The sequence below is a fragment of the Thermomonospora cellulosilytica genome, from assembly GCF_014138835.1.
Lineage (GTDB): Bacteria > Actinomycetota > Actinomycetes > Streptosporangiales > Streptosporangiaceae > Thermomonospora > Thermomonospora amylolytica.
In genome coordinates, this window is sequence record NZ_JACJII010000001.1 from 3972379 (window position 1) to 3996857 (window position 24479).

The window sequence follows — 24479 nt, forward strand, 5'->3', positions numbered from 1 at the left end:
GTCGGCGGCCGGCTTCATGTCGGACGAGGCCGCCGGTTCCTAGCGTCGAAGCATGATCGGACATGCGGGTGACGAGGTCGCGGCCGACGGTGTGGCGGGGTTCGCGGTCGACCTGATGGAACGGCTGGGGGCGCCCGGCGCGGGACTGGCGGTGGCGCTGGAGAACCTGTTCCCGCCGCTGCCCAGCGAGGTGATCCTGCCGCTGGCCGGGTTCACCGCCGGACAGGGACGGATGAGCCTGCTCGCCGCGATCGTGTGGACCACCCTCGGCTCGGTCGCCGGCGCGCTGGTCCTGTACTGGGTGGGGGCGCTGATCGGCCGGGACCGGGTGCGGAGCCTGGCCGCCCGGCTGCCGCTGGTCAAACTGTCGGACCTGGACCGCACGGAGGAGTGGTTCGCCCGGCACGGCACCAAGGCGGTGCTGGTCGGCCGGATGATCCCGATCTTCCGGAGCCTGATCTCGGTGCCGGCGGGCGTGCAGCGGATGCCGGTGCCCACGTTCCTGGGACTCACCGCGCTCGGCAGCCTCATCTGGAACGCCACGTTCGTCCTCGCCGGTTATGCATTGGGGGACAACTGGCACACCGTGGAGGGATTCGTGGGCACCTACGCCAAGGGGGTCCTGGCCGTCGCCGTGCTGGCCGCGGCCGGGTTCGTCGCCGTACGGCTGGCCGGGTCGCGCCGGGCCGGCTCCGAGCGCGTGCGCGGATGAGGCTGCGCGCCGCCCAGCGGCTGCGGGCCGGGGTCAAGGGGATCGCGGGGCTGGCGCTCGGGGCGGCGACCGCCCTGGTGGAGGCCGTCTTCCTGGTCGTGGCGGCCGTGGGCGTCGCGTACGCGTTCGTGTTCTCGCGGGGCCAGGACATGGTGCCGCGGACCGTGGCCCGCGCCGCCCGGTGGCTGGTGGAGGTCGAGCGCAGGCGGCTGAAGGTCCTGCTGGGCGGCGAGAGCGTCGGCGGCTACGGGCCGCTGCAGGCGCTGGCCTACCTGGTGCTGCGGGTGCCGGTCGGGCTGCTGAGCGGCGCGGTCCTGCTGCTGCTGGTGTACGGGCTGGGCGTCACGGCCGTCCTGCTGAGCTGGTGGATCCTCGGCACCCACCCGCCCGACTACGGCCCCACCCCGATGCGGGTGCTGGGCGTCGGGCTCGTCGGAGCGGTGCTGCTCTACCTGGACCTGCAGGGCCTGGCCGGGGCGGCGGTGCTGGAACGGCGGCTGGCCCGCCGCTGCCTGGGCCCGAGCCTGCTGGAGCTCTACGAGCGGCGGATCGCCCAGCTGTCGGCCAGCCGCGCCGAGGTCGTGGACGCGGTCGACGACGAGCGCCGCCGCATCGAACGGGACCTGCACGACGGGGTGCAGCAGCGGCTGGTGGGGCTGTCGATGCTGATCGGCCGCGCCCGCCGCGCCCGCGACCCCGAGCGCGCGGCCGAGCTGGTCCGGCAGGCCCACGAGGAGGCGCAGCGGGCGCTGGAGGACCTGCGGGAGGTGTCCTGGCGGGTCTACCCGGCCGCGCTGGACGCCGACGGGCTGCGCGCCGCGCTGGAGACGGTCGCCGAACGGTCCGCGGTGCCCGTGGTCATCGACTACGCCGCCGCGGGCCGGCTGCCGAGCCGGGTGGAGACCGCCGCCTACTTCGTGGTCTGCGAGGCCGTCACCAACGCCGCCAAGCACGCCCGCGCCCGGCGGGTGACCGTCCGGGTCCGCGAGCACGGGACAATGCTGAGCGTGCGGATCGAGGACGACGGCGTCGGCGGGGCGGACCCGGCGGGCGGCGGGCTGGCCGGCCTGGCCCGGCGCGCCGCCGCCCTGGACGGCCGGCTGACCGTGGACAGCCCGCCCGGCGGGCCCACCGTGATCACCGCGGAGCTGCCGTGCGGGTGACGCTGGCCGAGGACTCCACGCTGCTGCGCGAGGGCCTGGTCCGGCTGCTGGCCGAGGAGGGGCACGAGGTGGTCGCCGCGGTCGGCGACGCCGACGCGCTGCTGGCGGCGGTGGACGCCGACCCGCCGGACGTGGCGGTGGTCGACGTGCGGATGCCGCCCACCCACACCGACGAGGGCATCCGCGCCGCCCTGGAGATCCGCCGCCGCCGGCCGGACGTGGCGGTGCTGGTGCTGTCGCAGTACGTGGAGAAGCGGTACGCCACCGAGCTGATCACCGGCGAGGGCGGCGGAGTCGGGTATCTGCTCAAGGACCGGGTCGGGCAGGTGGACGAGTTCCTGGACGCCCTGGAGCGGGTGGCGGCCGGGGGCGCGGCGTTCGATCCGGAGGTGGTCCGGAGGCTGCTGGCCCGCAGCACCCGCACCGATCCGCTGAGCCGCCTGACGCCGCGCGAGCGGGACGTGCTGGACCACATGGCGCAGGGCCGCACCAACGCCGGCATCGCCGCCCACCTGCACATCTCGCAGAGCGCGGTGGAAAAGCACGTCAACCAGATCTTCGACAAGCTCGAGCTGACCGACGCCGCGGGCTTCAGCCGCCGGGTCCTGGCCGTCCTGCGCTATCTGGACTCCTGAGGAACGGCGTCGATCGGGTAGCGGGTGCCGCCGACCGCGCGGGCGCGTTCCAGCAGACGCCGGTTGGCCTCCAGCATGGCGTCCGGCCCGGCCGCGCCCGGTGAGGCGGTCCGCAGCATCGCCAGCATCACCGGATCCGGCGGGACGGGCAGCGCCGGGACGCCCCGGACGCTCAACCGGCTGATCAGGATCACGCCGCTGAGGCCGATGTCGGCGGCGGTGGTCTCGGCGAGGGTGGCCTCGATGACGGCGGCGGCGTGCCGGGCGGGCAGGAAGACGATGCCCCACGGGTGCGGGCGCGCCCACTCGCCCAGGCGGATCAGCTCCTCCACGTCCGGGCGCATCCGGTCGGCGAACCGCCCGTACGGCATCTCCACGACCTCGGCCGCGCCCTCGATGCCGGGCCCCGGCCCGTACACGGTCGCGGTCAGCTCGTACCGCCACGCCGGGTCGAGCTTGGCCTGCCCCTGAACGTGGTCGGCCGGAACGCGGCGCAGCGCGTCCAGGAGTGCCCCTGCCGTCGCGTACAGCAGCTTGTGCACGCGGACCCGTTCCGGGGCCGGAACGAGCCGCAGGGACGCCCGCACGATCACCCCGTGCCGTCCCAGCCCTCCGCGCACGGCGTCGAACAGGTCCCGGCGGCGGCCGGGCGAGCAGGTCACCACCTCGCCCTGCGGAGTCGCCACCTCCAGGGACAGCACATGGTCGGCCTGGACGCCGTGCCGGTGCGAGTCGCCGCCCACCCCGCCCGCCGACAGCGTTCCGCCCACGGTCACGTCCAGGTAGTCGGTCAGCACCGGGGGAGTGCGGCCGTGCGGCAGCGTCGCCTCCAGCACCTCGCGCCACGTCGCGCCCGCGTCCACCGTCACCCGGTCCGGCGTCACCTCGTGAACGGCGCACAGTCCCCGCATGTCCAGCAGCACGCCGCCGTCCGTCTGCGCCTGCCCGTAGGCCGAGTGGGCGCAGCCCCGGGGCACCACAGCTCCGTTCGCACCGCGCAGCGCGGCGGCGACCTCCTCCGCCGACCCGGGCCGGAGCACCTCCCGCGGAGTGACCCGGACAATCCCCCCGAAATCACCGGACATGCCGTTATCTCCTCATTGCGGGATGATGTATCCATGGCAGGTTCGGGCTACGAGACGGCCCTGGCCGAGTATGCCGACATCGAGGAGCGGCTGCGCGACCCCGCCGTGCTGCGCCGTTTCCGGCTGGCCCGCAGGCTCCGCCGCGAGCTGGCCGCCCTGGAGGCCCTGAGCTTCGACGGAACGGACGGGGCCCGCGACCGCTTCGACCCGTACGACGTGGTGATCCGCATCGACGGCCGCGGCGCCCTGGCGTCATGGCTGCTGCGGGCCTGCGAGCGCGGCGCACGCCGGCGCGGCTGGCGCGTCGAGCACTTCACCGGCCCGACCCCGCCCGTGGACCTGGCGGTCTGCGCGGGCGAGGACGGCCCCGGCGCGTGGAGCGTCTTCAAGCACCGGACGGGCCTGCACCGCGACGCGGCGACCGGCGAGACGGTACGGGTGCTGGTGCTGCCCGACTCCGGCGAGCCCGTCGATCCCGCCGCGCTGCCGGGCGACCCCGCCGACTGGAGCATCAGCCGGTTCTGCACCCGGGACGGCGTCGACCGCATCGGCGTCACCCATCTGCCGTCCGGCCTGCGCGGGTGGGGGTACTCGGCGGACTCCCGTCACACGGCCCGCGACAACGCCCTGCGCACCGTGCGGGCGCTGCTGCTCGCCGAGGGGCTGGATCCCACCGAACCGGCGTACCGCTTCGTCCACCCGGACCTCGTGCCGGTCCGCGCCCACGACCTGAGGACCGGGAGGGCGATCGGCCACCGGGACCCGCTCGACGGCCCGGACCTGCCGCAACACGCCTCGGACGGGTGATCGATCACATACCGCGACGCGGTTCGATCGCCGGTTTCCGGGCATCTGATCATGGATTGTCAGGGAGGACGCGTGTCGGACCGCAGTGAGTTCGTTGTGGTGGCCAACCGGCTCCCGGTGGACCGGGTCAACGGCGAGGACGGTGCGCCCTCGTGGCGGCGCAGCCCCGGCGGGCTGGTGACCGCGATCGCGCCGGTGATGCGGGCCAGGGACGGGGCGTGGATCGGATGGCCGGGGGCCCCGGACGAGGAACTGGAGCCGTTCGTCGAGGACGGCATGCACCTGGTGCCGGTGGGACTGTCGGCGCTGGAGGTCGAGCGTTACTACGAGGGCTTCTCCAACGCCACGTTGTGGCCGCTGTACCACGACGTGATCGCCCCGCCGGTGTACGAGCGCAAGCTCTGGGACGCCTACGTCAAGGTCAACCGGCGGTTCGCCGAGAAGGCCGCCGAGGTCGCCGCCGAGCGGGCGGTGGTGTGGGTGCAGGACTACCAGCTGCAGCTGGTCCCGGCGATGCTGCGGGAGCTGCGGCCCGATCTGCGGATCGGGTTCTTCCTGCACATCCCGTTCCCGCCGATGGAGCTGTTCTGGCAGCTGCCGTGGCGGCGGCAGATCATCGAGGGGCTGCTGGGCGCCGACCTGGTGGGCTTCCAGCGGCCCGGGGCCGCGGCCAACTTCCTGCGGCTGGCCCGCCGGCTGCTGGACGGGCGGACCAGCGGGCAGATGGCCTTCGTCGGGGACCGGGCGGTGCGGGCCGCGGCGTTCCCGATCTCGGTGGACGTGCGCGAGCTGGAGGCGCTGATCGGCGACCCGGCGGTGCGGCGGCGGGCCGAGGAGATCCGGGCCGACCTGGGCGGGGCCAAGGTGCTGCTCGGGGTGGACCGGCTGGACTACACCAAGGGCATCGCGCAGCGGCTGCAGGCGTTCGGTGAGCTGTTCCGCGACGGCGACCTCAAGCCCGGCGAGGCGGTGTTCGTGCAGATCGCCACGCCCAGCCGGGAGCGGGTCGAGCAGTACCGGCTGCTGCGCGACCAGATCGAGCAGGAGGTCGGCCGGATCAACGGGGAGTACGCCGAGCTGGGCCTCCCGGTGATCCACTACCTGCACACCTCCTACACCCGCGACGAGCTGGCCGCGCTGTACCTGGCGGCGGACGTGATGGTGGTGACGCCGCTGCGGGACGGCATGAACCTGGTGGCCAAGGAGTACGTGGCCTGCCGGACCGACCACCGCGGGGCGCTGGTGCTCAGCGAGTTCGCCGGGGCCGCCGACGAGCTCAAGCGGGCGTTCCTGGTCAACCCCTACGACATCAACGGCCTCAAGGCGACGCTGCTGGAGGCGCTGCGGGCCGAGCCCGCCGAGCAGTCCCGCCGGATGCGGCCGATGCGCCGCCGGGTGATCGAGCACGACGTGGACCGCTGGGCGCGGGAGTTCCTCACCGCGCTGGAGAACCCGCACCACCCCGACCAGCCGTCGGCCCGCTGACCGGGGCGCCGCGACCGCCCGGCCCCGCCGTCCAGGGGGCCGGGCGATCACGGCTCAGGGGGTGCGGCGGCGCAGGTCGAAGGCGGCCCAGACCGCCTTGCCGCCGCTGGTGAGCGGAGCCCATCCCCAGGCGCTCGACAGGGCCTCGACCACCCGCAGGCCGCGGCCGTTCTCGGCGTGCCGGTCGGCGTCGGGCGCGGCGATCCGCGGGATGTGGTCGCTGGGGTCGGTGACCACCACGACCAGCCGGCGCGGGTGGCAGAACAGGGCCAGCTGCACCGGGCACAGCTGGGCGGCCGGCGGCAGGCCGTCCAGGCCGTACCGCACCGCGTTGGTGACCAGCTCCGAGACGACCATGGTGACGTCCTCGGCCGGCTCACCCAGCCCCCATTCGTCCAGCGTGCGGCTGGTGAACCGGCGGGCGGCCCGGGGGGAGCCGGCCTCGGTGCGCAGCACGAGCCGCGCGGTGCGCGGGCTGGAGGAGGCCGGCGCCGGCCAGTAGCCGGGCGGCCGGGGGGACTGGTCCAGCGCGGACAGCCACCAGTGCCGGCTTCCTTCCCGTACCGGCGTGTCGGTGGCGTCGTCTGCCTGGTCAAGGATCATCGCGAAACCCCAGGGCTGTCGGTGGCCTGTGTTCGCTATCTTGCTCCGCTTGTTGTGCAGGTGCAAGGGCGTATGCAAGAACGGATGCACGTGCATTCAGTACAGTAGGGCTCGGGTGGGGCACCTGTCCTAAGGGGGCGAAGCATGTACGACGCCACAGCGGCGGGCCTGAGCGACCAGGAGCTCGTCTGGCAGAAGAGCCGCCGGAGCAACCCGAGCGGCAACTGCGTGGAGATGGCCCAGCTCCCGACCGGCGAGATCGCCGTCCGGAACTCGCGGTACCCGCAGGGCCCGGTGCTGGTCTACACCAGGGAGGAGATGGAGGCCTTCGTCGGCGGAGCCAAGGACGGCGACTTCGACCACCTGATCGCCTGACCCGCTGGCCCGGGGGACGACCCCGGGAGGACGCGTCGGACGATCCTCACTCCGCCGCGGCCGGGCGCGTCACCCCCACTCCCCGTTCGTCGGGGCGACGCGCCCACCGGCGGCGTGACACCGGGCCGCCCGCCGGCCCGGACCGCGCCCTACGCCCCGGACGGGGCGTCGCCGCCGGGGGTCTGGCCGCGCGAGACCTCCAGCACGCCGGTCTCGGTCACCAGCGCGGTGACCAGCCCGGCGGGCGTCACGTCGAACGCGGGGTTGAAGCCGCGCGTGGCGGCCGGGGCGGTCCGCACGCCCTCCCAGGCGAGCACCTCCTCGCCGTCGCGCAGCTCGATGGGGATGTCCGCCCCGGTGGCGGTCGTCAGGTCCACGGTGCTGCAGGGGGCCGCCACGACGAACGGGATCCCGGCGTGCGCGCAGGCCAGCGCCACCCCGACCGACCCGATCTTGTTGGCCACGTCGCCGTTGGCGGCGACCCGGTCCGCGCCGATCACCGCCACGTCCACCAGCCCGCGCAGGACGGTGCTCGGGGCCGCCCCGTCGGCCTGGACCAGATGCGGGATGCCGTCGTGGGCCAGCTCCCAGGCGGTCAGCCGGGAGCCCTGCAGCAGGGGACGGGTCTCGTCGGCGTACACGATCTCCAGTGCGCCCCGGGCGTGCAGCTCGCGGACCACGCCGAGGGCGGTGCCCCAGCCGGAGGTCGCCAGCGCCCCCGCGTTGCAGTGCGTCAGGACCCGCACCGGCCGCCGGGACACCCGGGCCAGGATCCAGTCCGCCCCGTGCGCCCCGATCGCGTGGTTGGCCGCCAGATCCTCGCGCAGGAACCGCTCGGCCTCGGCGGCGACCGCCGCCGGGCCCGCGTCGACGAGCGGGCGCACCCGGTCCACCCCGACCGCCAGGTTCACCGCCGTGGGCCGGGCGGTGCGGATCCGGTCGATCGCCGCCTCCAGCGCCGGCCGGTCCCAGCCCTCCCGCTCGGCCTGCAGCATCGCCACCGCGACCCCGTACGCGCCCGCCACGCCCAGCGCGGGGGCGCCCCGGACGACCAGCCGGCGGATGGCGTCCACCAGGGCGTCCACGTCCCGGATCTCCAGATGCTCCAGCCGGCCCGGCAGCACGGTCTGGTCGATCAGCCGGAGCGCGTCCCCGGTCCAGCGCACGGCCTGCAGCGGCTCTGTCATGATCCCAGCCTACGAACGCGAAGTGGCCGGCGGCAGTGCCGCCGGCCACGTTCACGGGCCCTTCGCGGAAGGGATCAGTGCATCGGCACCGTGGGCTGCGCCGCGCCCGTCTCCGGCCTGGTGCGCGGCAGGAACAGCGCCGGCAGCACCGCCACCGCCAGCAGGATCACCGCCCACCAGAACGTCGCCGCGTACGACTCGGCCATCAGCGGCGGCAGCTTGGCCAGCGCCTCCGGCGGGAGGTTCTGCGCGCCCTCGCCGCCGAACGCGCCGCCCGCGCCGGGGATCCGGTCCTTCATCTCGTTGGTCAGGATCACCGAGAACGCGGCGGTGCCGATCGACCCGGCGACCTGCTGGATGATGTTGAGCGCCGTGCTGGCCCGCGGCACCTCGTCGTGGCCGAGGCTCTGCATGGCCGCCGACATCGTCGGCATCATGGTCAGCCCCATGCCCAGGCCCAGCACGAAGAAGATCGCGCCGAGCTGCACGTAGGAGGTGTCGGCCTCGATGAAGGTCAGGCCGAACATGCTGACCACGATGATCGGCAGCCCGACCAGCACCACCCGGCCGGGGCCCATCCTGTCGGTGAGCAGGCCGCCGATCGGCATGGTGATCATCGCGCCGACGCCCTGCGGGATCAGCAGCAGGCCGGTGCCCAGCGCGGTCTCCATCTGCACCGACTGGAAGTACAGCGGCAGCAGCAGCATCGCGCCGAAGAACGCGACGCCGAACGTGGTCAGCGTCAGCGACGCGGTCAGCACCGAACGGCGCTTGAACAGCCGCAGGTCGATCAGCGGGTTGGCGGCCATCGTCGCGCGCACCGCGAACCCGGCCACCAGCAGCGCGCCGCCGATGGTGGTGACCAGCACCGTGGTGGAGGAGAACGAGCTCTTCTCCGCGCCGGTGGCCAGGCCGTAGATCAGCGCGGCCAGACCCGGCGACAGCAGCAGCAGCCCGAGCAGGTCCAGCCGCTCGGCAGGCTGCGGGACGTCCCGGTCCAGGATCTTCCAGGCCATGATCAGGGTGACCACGCCGATCGGCACGTTGATGTAGAAGATCCAGCGCCACGACACGTCGTCGACCAGCCAGCCGCCCAGGATGGGGCCGCCGATCGGGCCGAGCAGCATCGGGATGCCGACCACGCTCATCACCTTGCCGACCCGCTGCGGGCCGGCCTTCTGCGCCATGATGGTCATACCGGCCGGCATGATCATGCCGCCGCCCAGACCCTGCAGCACCCGGAAGGCGATCAGCGACTCGGCCGACCAGGCCGCTCCGGCCAGCGCCGAGCCGGCCACGAACAGCACCAGCGAGATCATGAACAGCCGCTTGGTGCCGAACCGGGCGCACGCCCAGCCGGTCACCGGGATCACTGTGGCCAGCGCCAGCGTGTAGCCGGTGGCCACCCACTGGATCTGCGACAGCGGAGATTCGAACTCCTGGACCAGGGCGGGGATGGCGATGTTGACGACGGTCACGTCGAGGATCGACATGACCGCGCCCAGCACCACCACCGCCGCGGTGGCCCAGACGGCCCGGTCCAGGCGGTCGGACGCAGGCTCACCGCCTCCGGTGGAGGCGGCGACCTCCGGGGGAGCGGAAGACTTCAACAGAAGGGTCCAATCGTCAGGGCCCGGATCTCCGGGCGCGCCAGGATGGGGGCCAGCGCCTTCACCAGCCCCGTGCGCTCCTCCTCGGTCAGCGACGCGGCGAAGCGTCGCATGTCCTCGCGGCGCGCCGCGTACAGCTGGGCGACCAGCTCGTGGCCCGCGGGGGTGGCGCTGATGCGCTTGACCCGGCGGTCGCCGGAGTCCTCGTGCCGTTCCGCGAGCCCGTGCCGGACCAGCGCGTCCACCGCGCGCCCCGTGGCGGCCATGGACAGTTGGAGCTCGGCCGCGAGCTCGTGGACGGCCAGCGGGCTCGGGGCGCGTTCCACCAGGAAGAGCGCCCGGATCTGGGAGGGCGACAGGTCCAGCCGCAGGAAGTCGCGGAAGATGTCGCCCTCGGCGCTCTTCATCAGGTAGGTGATCAGTCCCCCGAGCCCGTCGGCGAGTTCCTCCACCGAGGGGTTTGGTTGCACGAACGCAAACTTATCCGGCCCGCAACGATCGTCGCGAACGGTTTTCAGTGTGAGCTGAGTCCCAGCGCCCGGGCGATCAGCATCCGCTGCACCTCGGAGGTGCCCTCGCCCACTTCGAGGATCTTGGCGTCCCGGTAGAACCGGCCGACCGGGTACTCGTTCATGAAGCCGTAGCCGCCGAAGATCTGGGTGGCCTCGCGGGCGTTGTCCATCGCCGCGTTGGAGGCGACCAGCTTGGCGATCGCGGCCTCCTTCTTGAACGGCTCGCCGGCCAGCATCTTCGCCGCGGCGGCGTAGTAGGCCAGCCGGGCGGTGTGCGCGCGGGCCTCCATGTCGGCGATCTTGAACTGGATGGCCTGGTACCGCCCGATGGCCCGGCCGAACGCCTCGCGCTCCCTGACGTAGCGCAGGCACTCGTCGATGCAGCCCTGCGCCAGGCCCACCGACAGGGCGGCGATGGCGATCCGGCCCTCGTCGAGGATCCGCAGGAACTGGGCGTAGCCCCGGCCCCGCTCGCCGACCAGGTTCTCCTCGGGCACCCGCACGTCGTCGAACGACAGCTCCCGGGTGTCGGAGGCCGACCAGCCGACCTTGGAGTACTTGCGGCCCACCGTGAAGCCCGGGGTGCCGTTCGGCACGATGATCGCCGAGATCTCCTTCTCGCCGGTCAGCGCGGTCACCGTGACGAACGCGGTGATGTCGGTGCCGGAGTTGGTGATGAACGCCTTGGAGCCGTTGATCACCCACTGGCCGTCCTCCAGCCGGGCCGTGGTGCGCATCCCGCCGGGCACGTCCGACCCGCCGCCCGGCTCGGTCAGCCCGAACGCCGCCAGCCGCTCACCCGCGCACAGCCGCGGCAGCCACCGCCGCTTCTGCTCCTCGGTGCCGAACCGGTAGATCGGCATCGCGCCCAGCGACACCCCGGCCTCCAGGGTGATCGCCACCGAGGAGTCCACCCGGGCCAGCTCCTCCAGGGCCAGGCACAGCGCGAAGTAGTCGCCGCCCATGCCGCCGTACTCCTCGGGGAACGGCAGCCCGAACAGGCCCATCTTGCCCATCTGGGCGACGATCTCGTACGGGAACTCGCCCCGCTCGTACAGGTCGCCGATCACCGGCGCCACCACCTCGCGGGCGAACCGCTCGACGGACCGGCGCAGCTCCTCGTGCTCCTCGGACAGGGTGAAGTCGATCATCTCGCTCAATCCTTCGATGACAGGGCCTGGACGACGCGGGAGGGGCTGGGGCGGCCCAGGCGGGCGGCCATCCAGCGGCTGGTGGCGGCCAGCTTCGGCAGGTCGACGCCGGTCTCGATGCCCAGCCCGTGCAGCATCCAGACCAGGTCCTCGGTGGCCAGGTTGCCGGTGGCGCTCTCGGCGTACGGGCAGCCGCCGATCCCGCCCGCCGAGGAGTCCACGACGGTGACCCCGCAGCGCAGCGCGGCCAGCGTGTTCGCCAGCGCCTGCCCGTAGGTGTCGTGGAAGTGCACCGCCAGCCGGTCCGCCCCGACCCCGGCCTCGGTCAGCGCCCCGATCAGCGCGGTGACGTGGCCGGGGGTGCCGACGCCGATGGTGTCGCCCAGGCTCAGCTGTGAGCAGCCCAGGTCCATCAGCCGGACGGCGACCGAGACGACCTGCTCGACGGGGACCTCGCCCTCCCACGGGTCGCCGAACGCCATCGACACGTACGCCCGCACCCACAGGCCGTTCTCCCGGGCGCGGCCCACGACCGGCGCGAACATCTCCAGGGACTCGTCGATCGTGCGGTTGAGGTTGCGGCGGGCGAAGCTCTCCGTCGCGCTGGCGAACACGGCGATCTCGGTGATCCCCGACGCCAGCGCCCGGTCCAGGCCGCGCTCGTTGGGCACCAGCACCGGGTAGCGGACGCCCTCGGCGCGGGTCATGGTCGCCAGCAGTTCCTCGGCGTCGGCCAGCTGCGGAACCCACTTGGGGTGCACGAAGCTGGTCGCCTCGATGGTGCGCAGCCCGGCGTCGGCGAGCCGGGCGATGAACTCGGCCTTGTCGGCGACCGGGACGATCGCCTTCTCGTTCTGCAGCCCGTCGCGCGGCCCGACCTCGTGGATCGTCACCCGCTCCGGCAGCCCCTCCAGCGGGAACGCGCTCATGACCCGGCCTCCTGTGGGGTGATCTCGGCGAGCACGGCGTCCAGCGCCACCCCGGCGCCCGGCCGGACGGCGATCCGGGAGACCACCCCGTCCATCGGGGCGGTGACGGTGTGCTCCATCTTCATGGCCTCCACGACGACCAGCGGCTGGCCCTCGGTGACGCGGTCGCCCTCGGCGGCCTTGACGGCGATGACGGTGCCGGGCATCGGGCTGCGCAGCACGCCGTCGCCCGCGCCGCCCGCGCCCGCGCCGGCCTCCTCGCCGCGCACGTGCTCGGCCAGCGCCCAGACGCGCCCGTCACGGCCCAGCCACAGCACCTCGCCGTCCCGCGCGTACGCGAACGACGTCGTACGTCCCCCGTACGACAGCCGCAACCTCCCGCCGTCCCGGGACAACGCCGCGGGTACGGGAGCGGCACCGTCCGCCGTGGCGCTCCCGGAGGTCTCCTCGCCCTCGATGAGGACTTCGGCGTTCGCCGCCCGGCCCCGGACGCGGACCTCGACGGGCCTGCCGCCCGAGGGGGTGATGATCCAGGAGGTCCAGGCCGGGACGCCGCCCAGCCGCCAGCCGTCCGGGATCGCCCACGGATCGGTGTCGCCGGTCTCCAGCGCGAGGGTGCGTTCCAGCGCGGCGGCGGCCAGGACCTCCGCGGGCACGTCCTCGGCGATCAGGTCGTCCAGCGACCGTTCCACCAGCCCGGTGTCCAGGCGGCCCGACACCACGTCCGGGTGGGCCAGCAGCGCCCGCAGGAACGCGATGTTGGACGGCACCCCCAGCAGCGTGTACGAGGCCAGCGCCCGGTCCAGGCGGCGCAGCGCGGCGCCCCGGTCCTCGCCCCAGGCGATCACCTTGGCCAGCATCGGGTCGTAGGAGCTGCCGACCTCGTCGCCCTCGGAGATCCCCGAGTCCACCCGCGTCTCCGGCTCGTCCAGCGCCAGCACCCGCCCGCCGGTGGGCAGGAAGCCGCGGGCCGGGTCCTCGGCGTAGACGCGCGCCTCGATCGCGTGGCCGTTCATCCGCACGTCGTCCTGGGCGAACGGCAGCGGCTCCCCGGCGGCGATCCGCAGCTGCAGCTCCACCAGGTCCAGGCCGGTGACCAGCTCGGTGACCGGATGCTCGACCTGCAGCCGGGTGTTCATCTCCATGAAGAAGTACTCGTCGGGCCGGTCCGCCGACACGATGTACTCCACCGTGCCCGCGCCCACATAGCCGACCGCGCGGGCGGCGGCGCAGGCGGTGGCGCCCATCCGCTCCCGCCGGGCGGCGTCCAGCAGCGGGCTCGGCGCCTCCTCGACGATCTTCTGGTGGCGGCGCTGCAGGCTGCACTCGCGTTCGCCCAGATGCACCACGTTGCCGTGGGAGTCGGCGAACACCTGGATCTCGATGTGCCGCGGGTTGGTGACGAACCGCTCCACCAGCAGCGTGTCGTCGCCGAACGCGCCGCGCGCCTCCCGGCGGGCCGCCTCGATCGCCCCGGCCAGCTCGGCGGGGTCGCGGACCAGCCGCATGCCCTTGCCGCCGCCGCCCGCCGACGGCTTGAGCAGCACCGGCAGCCCGACCTCGAGCGCGGCCTCGGCCAGCTCGGCGTCCGACAGGCCCGGCTCGTCACGGCCCGGCACCACCGGCACGCCCGCCGCCGCCACCGTCCGCTTGGCGCGGATCTTGTCGCCCATCGCCTCGATCGCGCCGGCCGGCGGCCCCACGAACACCAGCCCCGCCTCGGCGCAGGCCCGGGCGAACGCGGTGTTCTCGGCCAGGAACCCGTAGCCGGGGTGCACCGCCTGCGCCCCGGACCGCCGCGCGGCCTCCACGACCGCCGCGATGTCCAGGTAGCCGGAGACCCGCACCGCCTCGTCGGCCTCCCGGACGTGCCGGGCCCCGGCGTCGGCGTCGCTGTGCACGGCCACCGACCGGATGCCCAGCCGCCGCAGCGTGCGGGCGATCCGGACGGCGATCTCGCCCCGGTTGGCGATCAGAACTGTCTGGAACATCGGACCCTCACATCCGGAACACGCCGTAGCCCACCGGCTCCAGCGGCGCGTTCGCGGCCACCGACAGCGCCAGCCCCAGCACCCGCCGGGTGTCCAGCGGGTCGATCACGCCGTCGTCCCACAGCCGCGCCGTGGAGTAGTACGGGTTGCCCTGCCGTTCGTACTGCTCGCGGATCGGCTTCTTGAACTCCTCCTCGGCCTCCGCCGGCCAGGAGTCGCCGAGCTGGTCGCGGCGCACCGTCGCCAGCACCGAGGCCGCCTGCTCGCCGCCCATCACCGAGATCCGCGCGTTCGGCCACATCCACAGGAAGCGCGGCGAATAGGCCCGCCCGCACATCGCGTAGTTGCCCGCCCCGAACGATCCGCCGATCACCACGGTGAACTTGGGCACCCGGGCGCAGGACACCGCGGTGACCATCTTGGCCCCGTGCTTGGCGATGCCCCCCGCCTCGTACTGGCGGCCCACCATGAACCCGGTGATGTTCTGCAGGAACACCAGCGGGACCCGCCGCCGGTCGCACAGCTCGATGAAGTGAGCCCCCTTGAGCGCCGACTCGGCGAACAGGATGCCGTTGTTGGCGACGATCCCCACCGGGTGGCCGTGGATCCGGGCGAACCCGGTCACCAGCGTCGGCCCGTACTCGGCCTTGAACTCGGCGAACCGGCTGCCGTCCACGATCCGGGCGATCACCTCGCGCACGTCGTAGGGAGTGCGCGGGTCCGGCGGCACGATCCCGTACAGCTCCGACGGGTCGGCGGCGGGCTCCTCGGGGTCGGTCACCTCCCACGGGCACGGCTCGCGCGGGCCGAGGGTGCCGACGATGTCGCGGACGATCCGCAGCGCGTGCGCGTCGTCCTCGGCGAGGTGGTCGGTGACCCCGGAGGTGCGGGCGTGCAGCTCGCCGCCGCCCAGCTCCTCGGCCGTGACGACCTCGCCGGTCGCGGCCTTCACCAGCGGCGGCCCGCCCAGGAAGATGGTGCCCTGGCCGCGCACGATGACCGCCTCGTCGCTCATCGCCGGCACGTACGCCCCGCCGGCGGTGCACGACCCGAGCACCGCCGCGATCTGCGGGATGCCCCGCTGCGACATGGTGGCCTGGTTGTAGAAGATCCGGCCGAAGTGCTCCCGGTCCGGGAACACCTCGTCCTGCCTGGGCAGGAACGCGCCCCCGGAGTCCACCAGGTAGATGCACGGCAGCCGGTTGTGCAGCGCCACCTCCTGGGCGCGCAGGTGCTTCTTGACCGTCATCGGGTAGTAGGTGCCGCCCTTGACGGTGGCGTCGTTGGCGACGATCACGCACTCGCGGCCCCGCACCCGGCCGATGCCGGTGATGATGCCCGCGCCCGGGGCCTCGTCGTCGTACATCCCGAACGCCGCCAGCGGCGACAGCTCCAGGAACGGCGAGCCCGGGTCGAGCAGCCCGGCCACCCGGTCGCGGGGCAGCAGCTTGCCGCGCGCCAGGTGGCGCTCGCGGGCCCGCTGCGGCCCGCCCAGCGCGGCGCGCGCGGCATGCTCGCGCAGCTCGGCCGCCAGCGCCCGGTTGACCTCGGCGTTGCGGGCGAACTCGGCCGCCCCGGCGTCCGCCCGGCTGCGCAGCACCGGTCCGGTCATCCCATCCCCCAGCGAGTTAACGAACGTTAACAACGGTGATGTTAATGAACATTAACAGGTGCCGTCTAGACTCGGACCATGACCGAGGCCCCCGCTCCCACCCGGCGCACCGAGATCCTGGCCGCCGCCGCGGACCTGTTCGCCCGCCGCGGCTACCACGGCGTGTCGATCGCCGACCTGGGCCGCGCGGTCGGGCTGACCGGGCCGGCGCTGTACCGGCACTTCAGCGGCAAGGACGCGCTGCTGGCGGAGATCCTGCTGGACATCAGCCGGCGGCTGCTGGAGGAGGGGACCCGCCGCGCCGCCATCGCCGACCCGGCGCGGGCCCTGGACGCCCTGCTGGAGTGGCACGTCGACTTCGCCCTCGGCAACCCGGCGCTGATCACCGTGCACGAACGGGAACTGGACAACGTGCCCGAGCCGCAGCGGCACGAGATCCGCCGCGCCCAGCGCGCCTACGTCGAGGAGTGGGTGGGCGTGCTGCTCCGGCTGCACGACATGCCCGCCGAACGGGCCCGCGCCGCCGTCCACGCCGCGTTCGGGCTGCTCAACTCGACCCCGCACAGCGCGGGCGCGCTCGACCGGGCGGCCATGGGCGAACTGCTGCGCGCCATGGCCTCCGCCGCCCTGAACCGCGCCGCCCGGACATGAGACGCTGACGCCCCGACACGCTCGGCCGCCCGGCCCGCGCGTTCGCCGGGCGGGCCCGCGATCACGCCGACGGCCTCCGGTGATCCGGCGGGACCAGCCAGTGCAGGCCGGCGGGGGAGTCGGGGATCCGCGTCCCGTCCGCCGCCCGCTCCGTCCGGGCTTCGAGCGCCTCCTCGGCGGCCTGTAGCCGCGCCCGCGTCCGGGCCAGCTCGGCGCGCAGCTCCTCGATCTCCCGGCGGACGCCCGCGTCATCGCTCATGCCGGTGGTACGCGTCCCGCCCGCCGGGCGTTCGATCACGCCGGGAAGGGGATCCGCCGGGCGATCCGGTCGCCGGTGAACCGCACCTGCCACACGTACAGGGCCATGTCCGGGGGGCCCAGGGTGTCCAGCACCGGGGCGTCGGCCACCACCCGGACCAGGTACGACGACCGGGGCGCCAGATAGGTGTCGGCGTCGATGCGGACCAGCCCCCGCGACCCCCGCAGCCGGGCGATCACCCGGCTGCGGTTCGGCAGGTCGCACAGCTCCTCCGGGGCGCCGATCCGGAACACGCAGCGTTCGGCGAAGTCCGCCGGCACCGCCGTCCGCCGCAGCAGCAGGTCCGGCGGGAAGTCCAGCAGGATCGGGCGGCGGTGCGGATTGGTCAGCACGTAGTCGATGAACGCGTACCCCTTGCCCGGCGGCGGCGCGGGCAGCCCGGCCACCGGCGCCCGCCCGACCGCGCCCCGCACCGCCGCCATCGTGTACCGGTCGCCCTCCGGGGTGACGACGGTCAGCGGGCGGCCGGTGACCGGCCGGTCCACCACCCGCAGCATGTGGGACGGGTTGTCGACGTGGGCGATCTCGCGGCTCATCGAGGCGCCCGCCCCCAGCGCCACCAGCAGCCCCGCCGCCGTCGTCAGGCCCAGGACCGTGGTCATGACGGCGCCGAGCCGGCTGATCCGGCGGCGACGGCGATGACGGCGGCGGGAGCGGCGCACGGAACGGCGGTGCCGGGGAGCGCAGGCGCGGTGGCGGGCGCGGGATGGCATGACTGTCTCTCCGAGGGCCTGGGCGTCCGGGCACGCGGACCCGGACACGGGGGTGCGGAAGACCCGCCCGGCACGGCCATCCCGCTCCGCTGGCCCGCCGGTCGGCACCGCTCAATCTAGCGCCGGTGTGACCCCCGCCACAACGGAGATCGTCCGGGCTCGGCGCCGTCCCGGGCGGGGCCTCAGTGCTGTCCCAGGTAGAACCGCGTCCCCTGGTCGTCGGAGCAGTACGAGCTCATCCCGTACGACTCGCGGGAGGGCTCGGTCGCGGTGCCCCCGGCGGCGCGGACGTTCTGCACCGCCACGTCGATGTCGTCGACCGCGTACATCGGCACCACCGCGGGACGCTCGTGGCCGCCCTGCAGGCCGACCATGTAGCGCACCGGGGTCCCGTCGATCCGGGCCTCCCAGCCGTCCTCGACCCGGCCGCGCACGAACTCCCAGCCCAGCACGTGACCGAAGAACGCCCGGAACCGCGCCGAGTCCGGCACCTCGAAGGTCAGGTAGGAGATCTCCCCGTGCCGGGGCCGGTCCGCCGGGGCGCGTCCGCCCTCGCCCGGCTCGAACACCGCGAACGCCATCCCCTGGTCGTCGGTGCAGTCGGCCACCCGCCCGTACGGCTCCGTCCGCGGCTCGGTGGCCTCCCCGCCCGCGTCGCGGATCCGCCGGACCGCCTCGTGCACGTCCTCGACCGCGAAGCAGGGCATCAGGGTGCGGTGCTCCCGGCCGCCCCACAGGCCCATCGGCTGCGACAGGCCCTCGACCATGCGGCCCTGCTCGGAGCTGCCCGGCTGGTACCGCCAGCCCAGCACGGCCTGGTAGAAAGCGGCGGCCCGTTCCACGTCGGGCACCCACAGCGAGACATAGCCGATGTCGCCGGTGCGCAGCCGGGGCCCGGCCGCGGCCTCCTCGGGCGCCGGGGTGATGATCATCCAGCGGTGGCCGAACGGGTCGTACACCACCCCGTTGCGGCCGTACGGGGCGTCGGCGACCGGCCGGTCCAGCGTCGCGCCCTCCCGGACCGCGCGGTCCACCACCGCGTCCACGTCCGGCACCCGCAGGTACAGCGACACGCTCGCCCCGCCGCGCGCCCGCGGCCCGGCCAGCGCCAGCTCGGGCCACTCGTCGGCGAGCATGAACACCGAGTCGCCCACGGCCAGCTCGGCGTGCCCGATCCGGCCGTCGGGCATCACGGTCGGCTCGCCCAGCACCCGCGCGCCGAACGCCCGCGGGTACCACTCCAGCGCCCGCCGCGCGTCGTCCACGGTCAGGTAGGCGTTCAGGGTGTGCAGCCGGGCCTCGCCGGTCGCGGCCCCGGCGGGCCTGTCGATGATCGTGCCGGTGGTCATGATGCCTCCTGTGGGTTCCAGCAGAGCGCGCCGCAGCCGTTCGCGCAGCCGCTCGGCGAAGATCGGGTCGGGGTCGACCGGGCGCACCGGCTCCCGCAGGGCCTCGAAGGGATCGGCCGACGGGTCAGACATCGCGTCCCTCCCTCCTCGCGTAGGCCTTGCGGAACGCGCCGCGGGCCCGCACCAGCAGCGCCTCGGTGGCGTGCACGGTGCGGTGCAGGTGCGCGGCCACCTGGGGGACCGGCAGGCCGTCCAGGTAGCGCAGCGTCAGCGCCGCCCGGTGGTGCGGCGCCAGTTCCGCCAGGACCTGGTGGGCCAGCATGGCGTCCAGCCGGTCGTCCCACGGGTCGGCCTGGTCGCCGGGCTCGTCGCCCACGACCCGCAGCCCGCGTTCCTCCCGGGCGGTGCGCCGCCAGTGGTCGGCCAGCTTGTGCCGGGCCACCCCGACCAGCCAGGCGACGGTCAGCGCCGGCGGCGGACGCCGCCGCACCGCCTCCACCGCCGCCAGGAAGGTCTCGGCGGTCAGGTCCTCGGCCAGGGACCGCTGCCCGCAGCGCGACAGCAGGTACCCGTAGACCTGGGGCAGCGCCTCGTCGTAAAGGTCCAGAAGCGCCACGCCCGGGTCCGGCTCAAGCTGTCCCGGTCGGCTCACACCCCTCCATCGTCCGGCGGGCCGGTTCTCCGACGGGGTGTTCCCGATTTTTTGCCAGCGTCCGCGCGGCGGCCAGCCCGACCGGCACCGGGGCCCAGTAGGTGATCGCCCGGAACAGCAGCACGGCCTGCAGCGCCGGGGCGGCCGGCACCCCGATCGCCGCCAGCGCCGCCGTCAGCGCCGCCTCGGTGCCGCCCACCCCGCCGGGGGAGGGCAGCGCTGCCCCGGCGGCGGCCCCCACCAGGTAGGCCACGACCACCACCCAGAAGTCGGCGGGCGTCACCCCGGTGCCCGGCACGGCCAGCGCGCTGACCGCCAGCGCCACCGCCATCACCAGGGTGGTCGCCCCGGACGCGGTGAGCGTGAGGCACAGGTCGCGGGGACGGCGGACCAGGTCGACGCATCCGGCGGCGGCGTGCCGCAGCGCCGGGGAGCGCATCGCCCGCCGCCCGTACAGCACGGCGATCCCGGCCGGAACGAGGGCCAGCAGCACCGCCGGAACGACCGGCAGGGAGCCCACCGCCTGTGCCGCCCGGGAGGCCAGCGTGCCCAGCGCCGCGCCGCCGCCCGCGCTGAGCGCCGCGATCGCCAGCAGCACCAGCGCGTCGGCGACCGCCCCCGCCACCTGCATCACCGCGACCAGCGTGACCGCCCGGGCGGCCGGGATGCCGTGCAGCGACAGGTAGCGCACGTTGACGGCGGCGGCCCCCAGCCCGCCCGGGGTGACCCGGTTGGCCGCCGCCGCGGTGAACTGCACCAGCACCGTCTCGCCCAGCGGGGTCCGGGCCCCGGCCGCCGCCCGCAGCGTGATCGCCGCCAGCACGTAGTGCAGCACCGACAGCACCGCCAGCACCACCAGGTACGCCCAGTGCACGTCCGCCAGCGCCGCGAAGCACGCCCACACCTTCCCGGCGGTCCCGGTGCACGCCACGACCAGGACGAGGGCGAGCACGAGGAGGGCCACGACCACCGGGCGGCGGGAACGGAAGGAGACTGTCGGTGCCACGGCGGGCAGTACGGATCCCACGGCTCACATGATCCGGGTTCTGTTGAAGGTTGCACGACCGGACGTTTCCGGCCGGGCGAACGCGAGGCGAGGTTCTTGCCATGATGGCCGGTATGGAGATCATCCCGGCGGACCGCTTCGCCGCCCCCGACGGCACCGCCCATTACGTCGAGCACCTGCGCGTTCCCGCGCTGAGCGTGGGCACTTACTCGATCCCCGCGGGCGGAGCCGACCCGCAGGGACCGCACACCGAGGACGAGATCTACGTGGTCCTGAGCGGGCGGGGCCGCTTCACCGGCGGTGACCGGACGGTGCCCGTGGGACCCGGCACCGTGTTGTACGTGCCCGCCCACGAGGAGCACCGGTTCCACGACGTCACCGAGGACCTGGTGATCTGCGTGATGTTCGCCCCCGCCGAGGGCACCGCCGGCTAGCGGGTCACCGCGAGGAGCAGGGCCAGGGCGAGCGCCGTGACGGCGAGCCTGGTCAGCAGCGGCATCCGGACGGCGGCCCGGGCGTTCCACCCGGGGTCACGGCTCCACAGCACGGTCGCCGCCGTCAGCGCCCGGCCGACCCCGAACCCCAGCCCGGCCGCCGCCGCGACCCGCGCGGCGGGATGGCTCAGCAGCAGCGCCAGCGCCGCGACGTACGGGGCCGACGACGACACGTAGGTGCGCACCCCGGTGCCCAGCTCGAACCCGAACTGCACCGGGCCCAGCCGCGGCCGCATCCGCAGCACGTCCTGCGGGATCTGCCGGGCGTTCTGCGGCAGCGGCAGCCGCAGCACGCCGAACTCCCGCAGCACCCCCGCCACCGCGACGGCGGCGACGGCGGCGGCCCGGCCGGTCTCGGGGATCGGCTCCGACAGCCCCGACAGCAGCCACACCACCAGACCCGACAGGGCGCCCCCGAGGAGCAGCCCCGCGGTGAAGAGGGCGAGGACGGAGCCCTGCCCCAACGAGGCCCGCCAACCTGGCGAGAACAGCACGGCGTTGCTGTTGTGCGTTCAAACCGACCCGGACAGCGAGTACCCGGCGAGCGCGCCCACCGCCGCCCAGCCCAGCACCATACTGTCGCGGGCGGCCAGCGCCACCGCCGCCATCGCCAGCAGCAGGACGGGGACCAGCGGGTCGGCGGCCGCCCGCCGCACCGGCCCGGCGCTCCCGGACGCTACTCGCACGCCACCGTCCAGCGGCAGATCGTCCGGTAGTACGGGCTGTCCGGGCCGCTGCGCCGCCAGCCGTCATGGCAGCGGTACGTCCGGTACTCGGGGCACGGGCCGCACTTGCCCTTGAACTTCCACAGCCACCCGTCGGCCCACCCGCCGTGGCACATGTCGGGCCGCAGCTTGTGGTTCGGCTTGGACACGCTCGAGTGGTGGTAGCCGCGCCGCCCGCCCGAGGTGCGGCAGCACGAGGCGCAGACCCGGCTCGGGCCGCAGCCCGGCGAGCAGTCGTGGCCGGCGGCGTACGACGGGCAGGGCAGCGGCTTGATCTCGTAGTACTCGTCGAACTCGTCGGCCGGGACCTCGCGGGCCGCCGGGAACACCCCCAGCACCGTCATCCCCAGCCCGAACCCGGCGGCGGCCACCCCGCCCAGCACCGAGCGCCGCGTCGCCCGCCGCCCGGCCTTAGGGATCCGCCGCCGGGCGCGCGGCGTCCCCCGCGGCACCGGCCCGCGCAGCGGGACGACGTCCTCCACCGGGATCCGCCCGTTCACGACGGCCTCCCCGGCGCCGTCGCCGGGCGGCCGGATCCGGAGGAGTCCGCGAGCAGGTCCCGCAGCGCGCCGGGCGAACCGACCGGGCGGGCGGCGCGGACCCGCCCGGACCGGTCGACCAGCACCGCGAACGGCACCGCCGGGATCCGGTAGTCCTCGAACAGCCCCGCCTCCCCGGCGTGCACCGTGACGTGCCCGGCCGGCTCCTCGGGCGCGCGGCCCGCGTACAGCGCGGCGGCCGGCGGCGGCCGGTCCTGCCCGGCGCGGATCGCCCGCAGCTCGGCCAGCACCTGCGGGCACACCCCGCAGTCGGCGTCCAGGAACAGCAGCAGCGTCCGCTCGGCCGCCGGGTCCGGCGCCAGCCGCGCGAAGTGCGGGGCCGGCGTGCCCGGGGCCGGTCCCGGATCGGCCGGGCGGTCCCCGCTCGCCAGCAGGTGCACCCGCCGCACCAGCCCGGCCACCACGAACGCCAGCAGCGCGATCGCCGCCCAGGTCAGCAACAGGATGGTGGTCTCGAAGCCCATCACGTTCCTCCTCGGCCTCCCCGGCCTCCTCCGCCCCCTTCGGCCGCCGGGCGGGCCATCGCCTCCGGCAGCGCCCACAACAGCACCGCGAACACCGCCCCGGCCAGCGCCGCCTCGGCGAACCGGGCGGCGGAGGCGGCCGGGACCACGACCGCCCCCGAGACCGGCGCCGCGGCCAGCGCCAGCGCCGACGGCACGCCCGCCCGCAGCACCACCCAGCCGTTCACGGCGGTGTCGGCCCCCGAACATCCGCACGGCACCGCCCGGCCCCGCGCGCCCCGTCGCAGCCGGTGCGCGTACGTCGCGTACACGGCCAGCAGCACTCCCGCCGCCACCAGCAGCCCCGGCAGCCGGTCCGCGCCCGTCGCCAGCCCGGCGGTCAGCGCCGCCCCCAGCAGCCCCTCCACCGCCACGACGATCACCGCCAGCGGGCGCACCAGCGGGAGCGGCACCGTGCCGTGCGCGGCCAGCGCCCCCGGCAGCGCGCGCGGCGCGCGCAGGTGCTCGGCGAACCCCAGCAGCAGGACGCCCGCCACCGTGCACGCCGCCACCCCGGCGAGCGCCGCGATCACGGCGTCTCCTCCGGGACGGCGGACACCGCCAGCCGGCTCAGCCGGGTCGGCGCGTGCGGCGCCTCCCGCTCGTCGGGCAGCACGGTGACCACCGCGGTCGGGGTGGCCATCACGAAGTACACGCCGCCGTCCACGTGGGTGTCGCGGTACAGCTCCCCGGTGCGCAGCCGGGTGCCGCGGTGGGCGGGCAGCAGGCGCGCGGTCTCCCGGTTCAGCGGGCTGATCTCCAGCAGGCCGATCCCCGGAATGTCCTTGGCCAGCGAGGCGGTCTCGGCGATCACCGCGCCGTGCCGGGTCCGCGGGATCAGCGCGACGCCCTCCGGGTGCTCGGTGATCTGCACCGCCGCGAACAGCCGGATCGCGTCGGCCGGGCGGGCGTGGTAGAGGTGCGCGCACACCGCGTGCCGCCGGCCCTCCCACACCGCCGCCAGCACCCGCTCGGTCACGGCGCGCTCCTGCCGCGCGGGGAAGTCCGCCAGGCTCTCGTCGCGGACCGCGCCGGCCCCGATCCGCAGCCGGCCGCCCTGCATCCGGTACTCCTCGGTCAGCCGGTCCACCCCCAGGGTCCGCACCCAGTCCACGACGAACGCCCGGTCCACCGAGGTCAGCTCGTGCAGCCGCCGCACGAAGCCCAGCCGGACCACCGACGAGTAGGGAGCGCTCAGGTCCAGGTCCCCGGCCAGCCTGACCACGGTGCCGTCCAGCGTCCGGTGAATGACCTCCCGCAGCCCCGTCGCGGTCATGGTCGCCCCCTTCCGTAGAACAGAGGGTGATCGTACATGTTCGTTCCGTCGCTAAGGGTAGGAGAGGGTGCTTTCGGCCTCCGGGTGAACGCGCCCCCGGCGTGCAAGGCTGTAGGAGTCCGCCACCGATCGGGAGGTCCCCATGGCCGAGAACGCGACGCAGCCGGAAGGCTCTGAAGACGACATCAAGCGCAAGTTCCGCGAGGCCCTGCAACGCAAACAGGGCGCGCAGGCCGACAGCGGGGTCGGCTCCGGCGGCAAGGGCTCCGCCAAGGTCCGCGGCTCCGCCCACGGCCCGGCCAGGGGCCAGCGCCAGTTCCGCCGCAAGAGCGGCTGACCGCCACCGGGCGGGGACGCCGGCCCCGGCGTCCCCG

At 74.6% G+C, this 24479-nt stretch carries 29 protein-coding genes; 9 read left to right on the forward strand and 20 right to left on the reverse strand.

From position 1 onward, the window contains the following. Window positions 1-52 precede the first annotated feature (52 nt). The 3 genes from HNR21_RS18660 to HNR21_RS18670 are packed head-to-tail and all read left to right on the forward strand — an operon-like array spanning window position 53 to window position 2510. Window positions 53-712, forward strand: coding sequence for a DedA family protein (locus HNR21_RS18660; protein WP_182706197.1), 660 nt, complete (start codon window positions 53-55; stop codon window positions 710-712). After that, window positions 709-1875 carry a sensor histidine kinase gene (locus HNR21_RS18665; protein ID WP_182706198.1) on the forward strand — a complete coding sequence of 389 codons (1167 nt, stop codon included), beginning with the start codon at window positions 709-711 and terminating at the stop codon, window positions 1873-1875. Before HNR21_RS18660 ends, HNR21_RS18665 begins: the two co-directional genes overlap by 4 nt. Continuing rightward, on the forward strand, window positions 1866-2510 hold the full coding sequence (locus tag HNR21_RS18670; RefSeq protein ID WP_182706199.1) for a response regulator transcription factor: 645 nt from the start codon (window positions 1866-1868) through the stop codon (window positions 2508-2510). The genes HNR21_RS18665 and HNR21_RS18670 overlap by 10 nt, the downstream gene beginning before the upstream one ends. Here HNR21_RS18670 and HNR21_RS18675 read toward each other — a convergent pair. Next, on the reverse strand, window positions 2495-3595 hold the full coding sequence (locus tag HNR21_RS18675; protein ID WP_182706200.1) for an FAD-binding protein: 1101 nt from the start codon (window positions 3593-3595) through the stop codon (window positions 2495-2497). The genes HNR21_RS18670 and HNR21_RS18675 overlap by 16 nt on opposite strands. Before the next feature lie 33 nt (window positions 3596-3628). On the opposite strand from HNR21_RS18675, the gene HNR21_RS18680 reads away from it, so the two are divergent. Continuing rightward, window positions 3629-4402: a hypothetical protein gene (locus HNR21_RS18680; RefSeq protein ID WP_182706201.1), complete on the forward strand. Its 774-nt coding sequence runs from the start codon at window positions 3629-3631 to the stop codon at window positions 4400-4402. 72 nt (window positions 4403-4474) lie between these two features. Further along, window positions 4475-5887 carry an alpha,alpha-trehalose-phosphate synthase (UDP-forming) gene (locus tag HNR21_RS18685; RefSeq protein WP_312881097.1) on the forward strand — a complete coding sequence of 471 codons (1413 nt, stop codon included), beginning with the start codon at window positions 4475-4477 and terminating at the stop codon, window positions 5885-5887. Between the two features lie 54 nt (window positions 5888-5941). On the opposite strand, the gene HNR21_RS18690 is transcribed toward HNR21_RS18685, so the two are convergent. Continuing rightward, on the reverse strand, window positions 5942-6490 hold the full coding sequence (locus HNR21_RS18690; protein WP_182706203.1) for an ATP-binding protein: 549 nt from the start codon (window positions 6488-6490) through the stop codon (window positions 5942-5944). A gap of 144 nt (window positions 6491-6634) precedes the next feature. Between HNR21_RS18690 and HNR21_RS18695 the strand changes: the two genes are divergently transcribed. Further along, on the forward strand, window positions 6635-6865 hold the full coding sequence (locus HNR21_RS18695) for a DUF397 domain-containing protein (protein WP_119730967.1): 231 nt from the start codon (window positions 6635-6637) through the stop codon (window positions 6863-6865). Window positions 6866-7014: 149 nt separating this feature from the next. Here the strand turns inward: HNR21_RS18695 and mtnA are convergent, their stop codons facing one another. From mtnA to HNR21_RS18730, 7 genes are all read right to left on the reverse strand, one after another. Beyond that, entirely contained in the window at window positions 7015-8052 is a 1038-nt protein-coding gene (gene mtnA / locus HNR21_RS18700; protein ID WP_182706204.1) for an S-methyl-5-thioribose-1-phosphate isomerase, read from the reverse strand. A 74-nt stretch (window positions 8053-8126) separates the two neighbouring features. Continuing rightward, entirely contained in the window at window positions 8127-9662 is a 1536-nt protein-coding gene (locus tag HNR21_RS18705) for a DHA2 family efflux MFS transporter permease subunit (protein WP_182706205.1), read from the reverse strand. Then, the gene (locus tag HNR21_RS18710) at window positions 9659-10132 is read right to left on the reverse strand and encodes a MarR family winged helix-turn-helix transcriptional regulator (RefSeq protein ID WP_157996068.1); all 474 of its coding nucleotides are present in this window, start codon (window positions 10130-10132) and stop codon (window positions 9659-9661) included. The genes HNR21_RS18705 and HNR21_RS18710 overlap by 4 nt, the downstream gene beginning before the upstream one ends. Before the next feature lie 44 nt (window positions 10133-10176). Beyond that, window positions 10177-11325: an acyl-CoA dehydrogenase family protein gene (locus tag HNR21_RS18715; RefSeq protein WP_182706206.1), complete on the reverse strand. Its 1149-nt coding sequence runs from the start codon at window positions 11323-11325 to the stop codon at window positions 10177-10179. A gap of 5 nt (window positions 11326-11330) precedes the next feature. Continuing rightward, the gene (locus HNR21_RS18720) at window positions 11331-12254 is read right to left on the reverse strand and encodes a hydroxymethylglutaryl-CoA lyase (protein WP_182706207.1); all 924 of its coding nucleotides are present in this window, start codon (window positions 12252-12254) and stop codon (window positions 11331-11333) included. Beyond that, entirely contained in the window at window positions 12251-14245 is a 1995-nt protein-coding gene (locus HNR21_RS18725; protein WP_182706208.1) for an acetyl/propionyl/methylcrotonyl-CoA carboxylase subunit alpha, read from the reverse strand. The genes HNR21_RS18720 and HNR21_RS18725 overlap by 4 nt, the downstream gene beginning before the upstream one ends. A 7-nt stretch (window positions 14246-14252) precedes the next feature. Further along, complete coding sequence (locus HNR21_RS18730; RefSeq protein ID WP_182706209.1) at window positions 14253-15857, reverse strand: carboxyl transferase domain-containing protein; 1605 nt, start codon at window positions 15855-15857, stop codon at window positions 14253-14255. Between the two features lie 78 nt (window positions 15858-15935). On the opposite strand from HNR21_RS18730, the gene HNR21_RS18735 reads away from it, so the two are divergent. Then, window positions 15936-16508 carry an SACE_7040 family transcriptional regulator gene (locus tag HNR21_RS18735; RefSeq protein WP_182706210.1) on the forward strand — a complete coding sequence of 191 codons (573 nt, stop codon included), beginning with the start codon at window positions 15936-15938 and terminating at the stop codon, window positions 16506-16508. Window positions 16509-16569: 61 nt separating this feature from the next. On the opposite strand, the gene HNR21_RS18740 is transcribed toward HNR21_RS18735, so the two are convergent. The 5 genes from HNR21_RS18740 to HNR21_RS18760 all read right to left on the reverse strand — a co-directional run bounded on the left by HNR21_RS18740 (window position 16570) and on the right by HNR21_RS18760 (window position 20568). Beyond that, a complete protein-coding gene (locus HNR21_RS18740) occupies window positions 16570-16767 on the reverse strand; it encodes a hypothetical protein (RefSeq protein WP_220500210.1) in 198 nt (65 codons plus the stop codon). 35 nt (window positions 16768-16802) lie between these two features. After that, window positions 16803-17540, reverse strand: coding sequence for a hypothetical protein (locus tag HNR21_RS18745; protein WP_182706212.1), 738 nt, complete (start codon window positions 17538-17540; stop codon window positions 16803-16805). A 182-nt stretch (window positions 17541-17722) separates the two neighbouring features. Continuing rightward, entirely contained in the window at window positions 17723-19021 is a 1299-nt protein-coding gene (locus tag HNR21_RS18750; RefSeq protein WP_182706213.1) for a VOC family protein, read from the reverse strand. Next, window positions 19014-19505, reverse strand: a complete 492-nt coding sequence (locus HNR21_RS18755; protein WP_220500211.1) for an RNA polymerase sigma factor — start codon at window positions 19503-19505, stop codon at window positions 19014-19016. Before HNR21_RS18755 ends, HNR21_RS18750 begins: the two co-directional genes overlap by 8 nt. Before the next feature lie 13 nt (window positions 19506-19518). After that, window positions 19519-20568, reverse strand: a complete 1050-nt coding sequence (locus tag HNR21_RS18760; RefSeq protein ID WP_182706215.1) for a lysylphosphatidylglycerol synthase transmembrane domain-containing protein — start codon at window positions 20566-20568, stop codon at window positions 19519-19521. Window positions 20569-20660: 92 nt separating this feature from the next. Between HNR21_RS18760 and HNR21_RS18765 the strand changes: the two genes are divergently transcribed. After that, window positions 20661-20981 carry a cupin domain-containing protein gene (locus HNR21_RS18765; RefSeq protein ID WP_182706216.1) on the forward strand — a complete coding sequence of 107 codons (321 nt, stop codon included), beginning with the start codon at window positions 20661-20663 and terminating at the stop codon, window positions 20979-20981. On the opposite strand, the gene HNR21_RS18770 is transcribed toward HNR21_RS18765, so the two are convergent. From HNR21_RS18770 to HNR21_RS18795, 6 genes are read right to left on the reverse strand one after another with little or no spacing between them, the layout of a single operon-like run. Beyond that, the gene (locus tag HNR21_RS18770) at window positions 20978-21505 is read right to left on the reverse strand and encodes a hypothetical protein (RefSeq protein ID WP_182706217.1); all 528 of its coding nucleotides are present in this window, start codon (window positions 21503-21505) and stop codon (window positions 20978-20980) included. The genes HNR21_RS18765 and HNR21_RS18770 overlap by 4 nt on opposite strands. Before the next feature lie 48 nt (window positions 21506-21553). Continuing rightward, a complete protein-coding gene (locus HNR21_RS18775) occupies window positions 21554-21727 on the reverse strand; it encodes a hypothetical protein (protein WP_182706218.1) in 174 nt (57 codons plus the stop codon). After that, entirely contained in the window at window positions 21718-22266 is a 549-nt protein-coding gene (locus HNR21_RS18780; protein WP_182706219.1) for a hypothetical protein, read from the reverse strand. The genes HNR21_RS18775 and HNR21_RS18780 overlap by 10 nt, the downstream gene beginning before the upstream one ends. After that, entirely contained in the window at window positions 22263-22790 is a 528-nt protein-coding gene (locus HNR21_RS18785) for a thioredoxin domain-containing protein (RefSeq protein ID WP_119730950.1), read from the reverse strand. The genes HNR21_RS18780 and HNR21_RS18785 overlap by 4 nt, the downstream gene beginning before the upstream one ends. Continuing rightward, entirely contained in the window at window positions 22790-23362 is a 573-nt protein-coding gene (locus tag HNR21_RS18790) for a MauE/DoxX family redox-associated membrane protein (RefSeq protein WP_182706220.1), read from the reverse strand. Before HNR21_RS18790 ends, HNR21_RS18785 begins: the two co-directional genes overlap by 1 nt. After that, complete coding sequence (locus HNR21_RS18795; protein WP_182706221.1) at window positions 23359-24105, reverse strand: hypothetical protein; 747 nt, start codon at window positions 24103-24105, stop codon at window positions 23359-23361. Before HNR21_RS18795 ends, HNR21_RS18790 begins: the two co-directional genes overlap by 4 nt. Before the next feature lie 142 nt (window positions 24106-24247). Here HNR21_RS18795 and HNR21_RS18800 point away from each other — a divergent pair, with 142 nt between their 5' ends. Beyond that, window positions 24248-24442, forward strand: coding sequence for a DUF5302 domain-containing protein (locus HNR21_RS18800; protein WP_119730947.1), 195 nt, complete (start codon window positions 24248-24250; stop codon window positions 24440-24442). Window positions 24443-24479 lie beyond the last annotated feature (37 nt).

Coding starts and splice junctions, on each gene's coding strand:
- HNR21_RS18690 (WP_182706203.1), bottom strand. CDS start 6,490: ATGATCCTTGACCAGGCAGACGACGCCACCGACACGCCGGTACGGGAA.
- HNR21_RS18765 (WP_182706216.1), top strand. CDS start 20,661: ATGGAGATCATCCCGGCGGACCGCTTCGCCGCCCCCGACGGCACCGCC.
- HNR21_RS18725 (WP_182706208.1), bottom strand. CDS start 14,245: ATGTTCCAGACAGTTCTGATCGCCAACCGGGGCGAGATCGCCGTCCGG.
- HNR21_RS18730 (WP_182706209.1), bottom strand. CDS start 15,857: ATGACCGGACCGGTGCTGCGCAGCCGGGCGGACGCCGGGGCGGCCGAG.
- HNR21_RS18680 (WP_182706201.1), top strand. CDS start 3,629: ATGGCAGGTTCGGGCTACGAGACGGCCCTGGCCGAGTATGCCGACATC.
- HNR21_RS18740 (WP_220500210.1), bottom strand. CDS start 16,767: ATGAGCGATGACGCGGGCGTCCGCCGGGAGATCGAGGAGCTGCGCGCC.
- HNR21_RS18720 (WP_182706207.1), bottom strand. CDS start 12,254: ATGAGCGCGTTCCCGCTGGAGGGGCTGCCGGAGCGGGTGACGATCCAC.
- HNR21_RS18795 (WP_182706221.1), bottom strand. CDS start 24,105: ATGACCGCGACGGGGCTGCGGGAGGTCATTCACCGGACGCTGGACGGC.
- HNR21_RS18800 (WP_119730947.1), top strand. CDS start 24,248: ATGGCCGAGAACGCGACGCAGCCGGAAGGCTCTGAAGACGACATCAAG.
- HNR21_RS18695 (WP_119730967.1), top strand. CDS start 6,635: ATGTACGACGCCACAGCGGCGGGCCTGAGCGACCAGGAGCTCGTCTGG.
- HNR21_RS18675 (WP_182706200.1), bottom strand. CDS start 3,595: ATGTCCGGTGATTTCGGGGGGATTGTCCGGGTCACTCCGCGGGAGGTG.
- mtnA (WP_182706204.1), bottom strand. CDS start 8,052: ATGACAGAGCCGCTGCAGGCCGTGCGCTGGACCGGGGACGCGCTCCGG.
- HNR21_RS18735 (WP_182706210.1), top strand. CDS start 15,936: ATGACCGAGGCCCCCGCTCCCACCCGGCGCACCGAGATCCTGGCCGCC.
- HNR21_RS18750 (WP_182706213.1), bottom strand. CDS start 19,021: ATGTCTGACCCGTCGGCCGATCCCTTCGAGGCCCTGCGGGAGCCGGTG.
- HNR21_RS18715 (WP_182706206.1), bottom strand. CDS start 11,325: ATGATCGACTTCACCCTGTCCGAGGAGCACGAGGAGCTGCGCCGGTCC.
- HNR21_RS18665 (WP_182706198.1), top strand. CDS start 709: ATGAGGCTGCGCGCCGCCCAGCGGCTGCGGGCCGGGGTCAAGGGGATC.
- HNR21_RS18745 (WP_182706212.1), bottom strand. CDS start 17,540: ATGCCATCCCGCGCCCGCCACCGCGCCTGCGCTCCCCGGCACCGCCGT.
- HNR21_RS18785 (WP_119730950.1), bottom strand. CDS start 22,790: ATGGGCTTCGAGACCACCATCCTGTTGCTGACCTGGGCGGCGATCGCG.
- HNR21_RS18660 (WP_182706197.1), top strand. CDS start 53: ATGATCGGACATGCGGGTGACGAGGTCGCGGCCGACGGTGTGGCGGGG.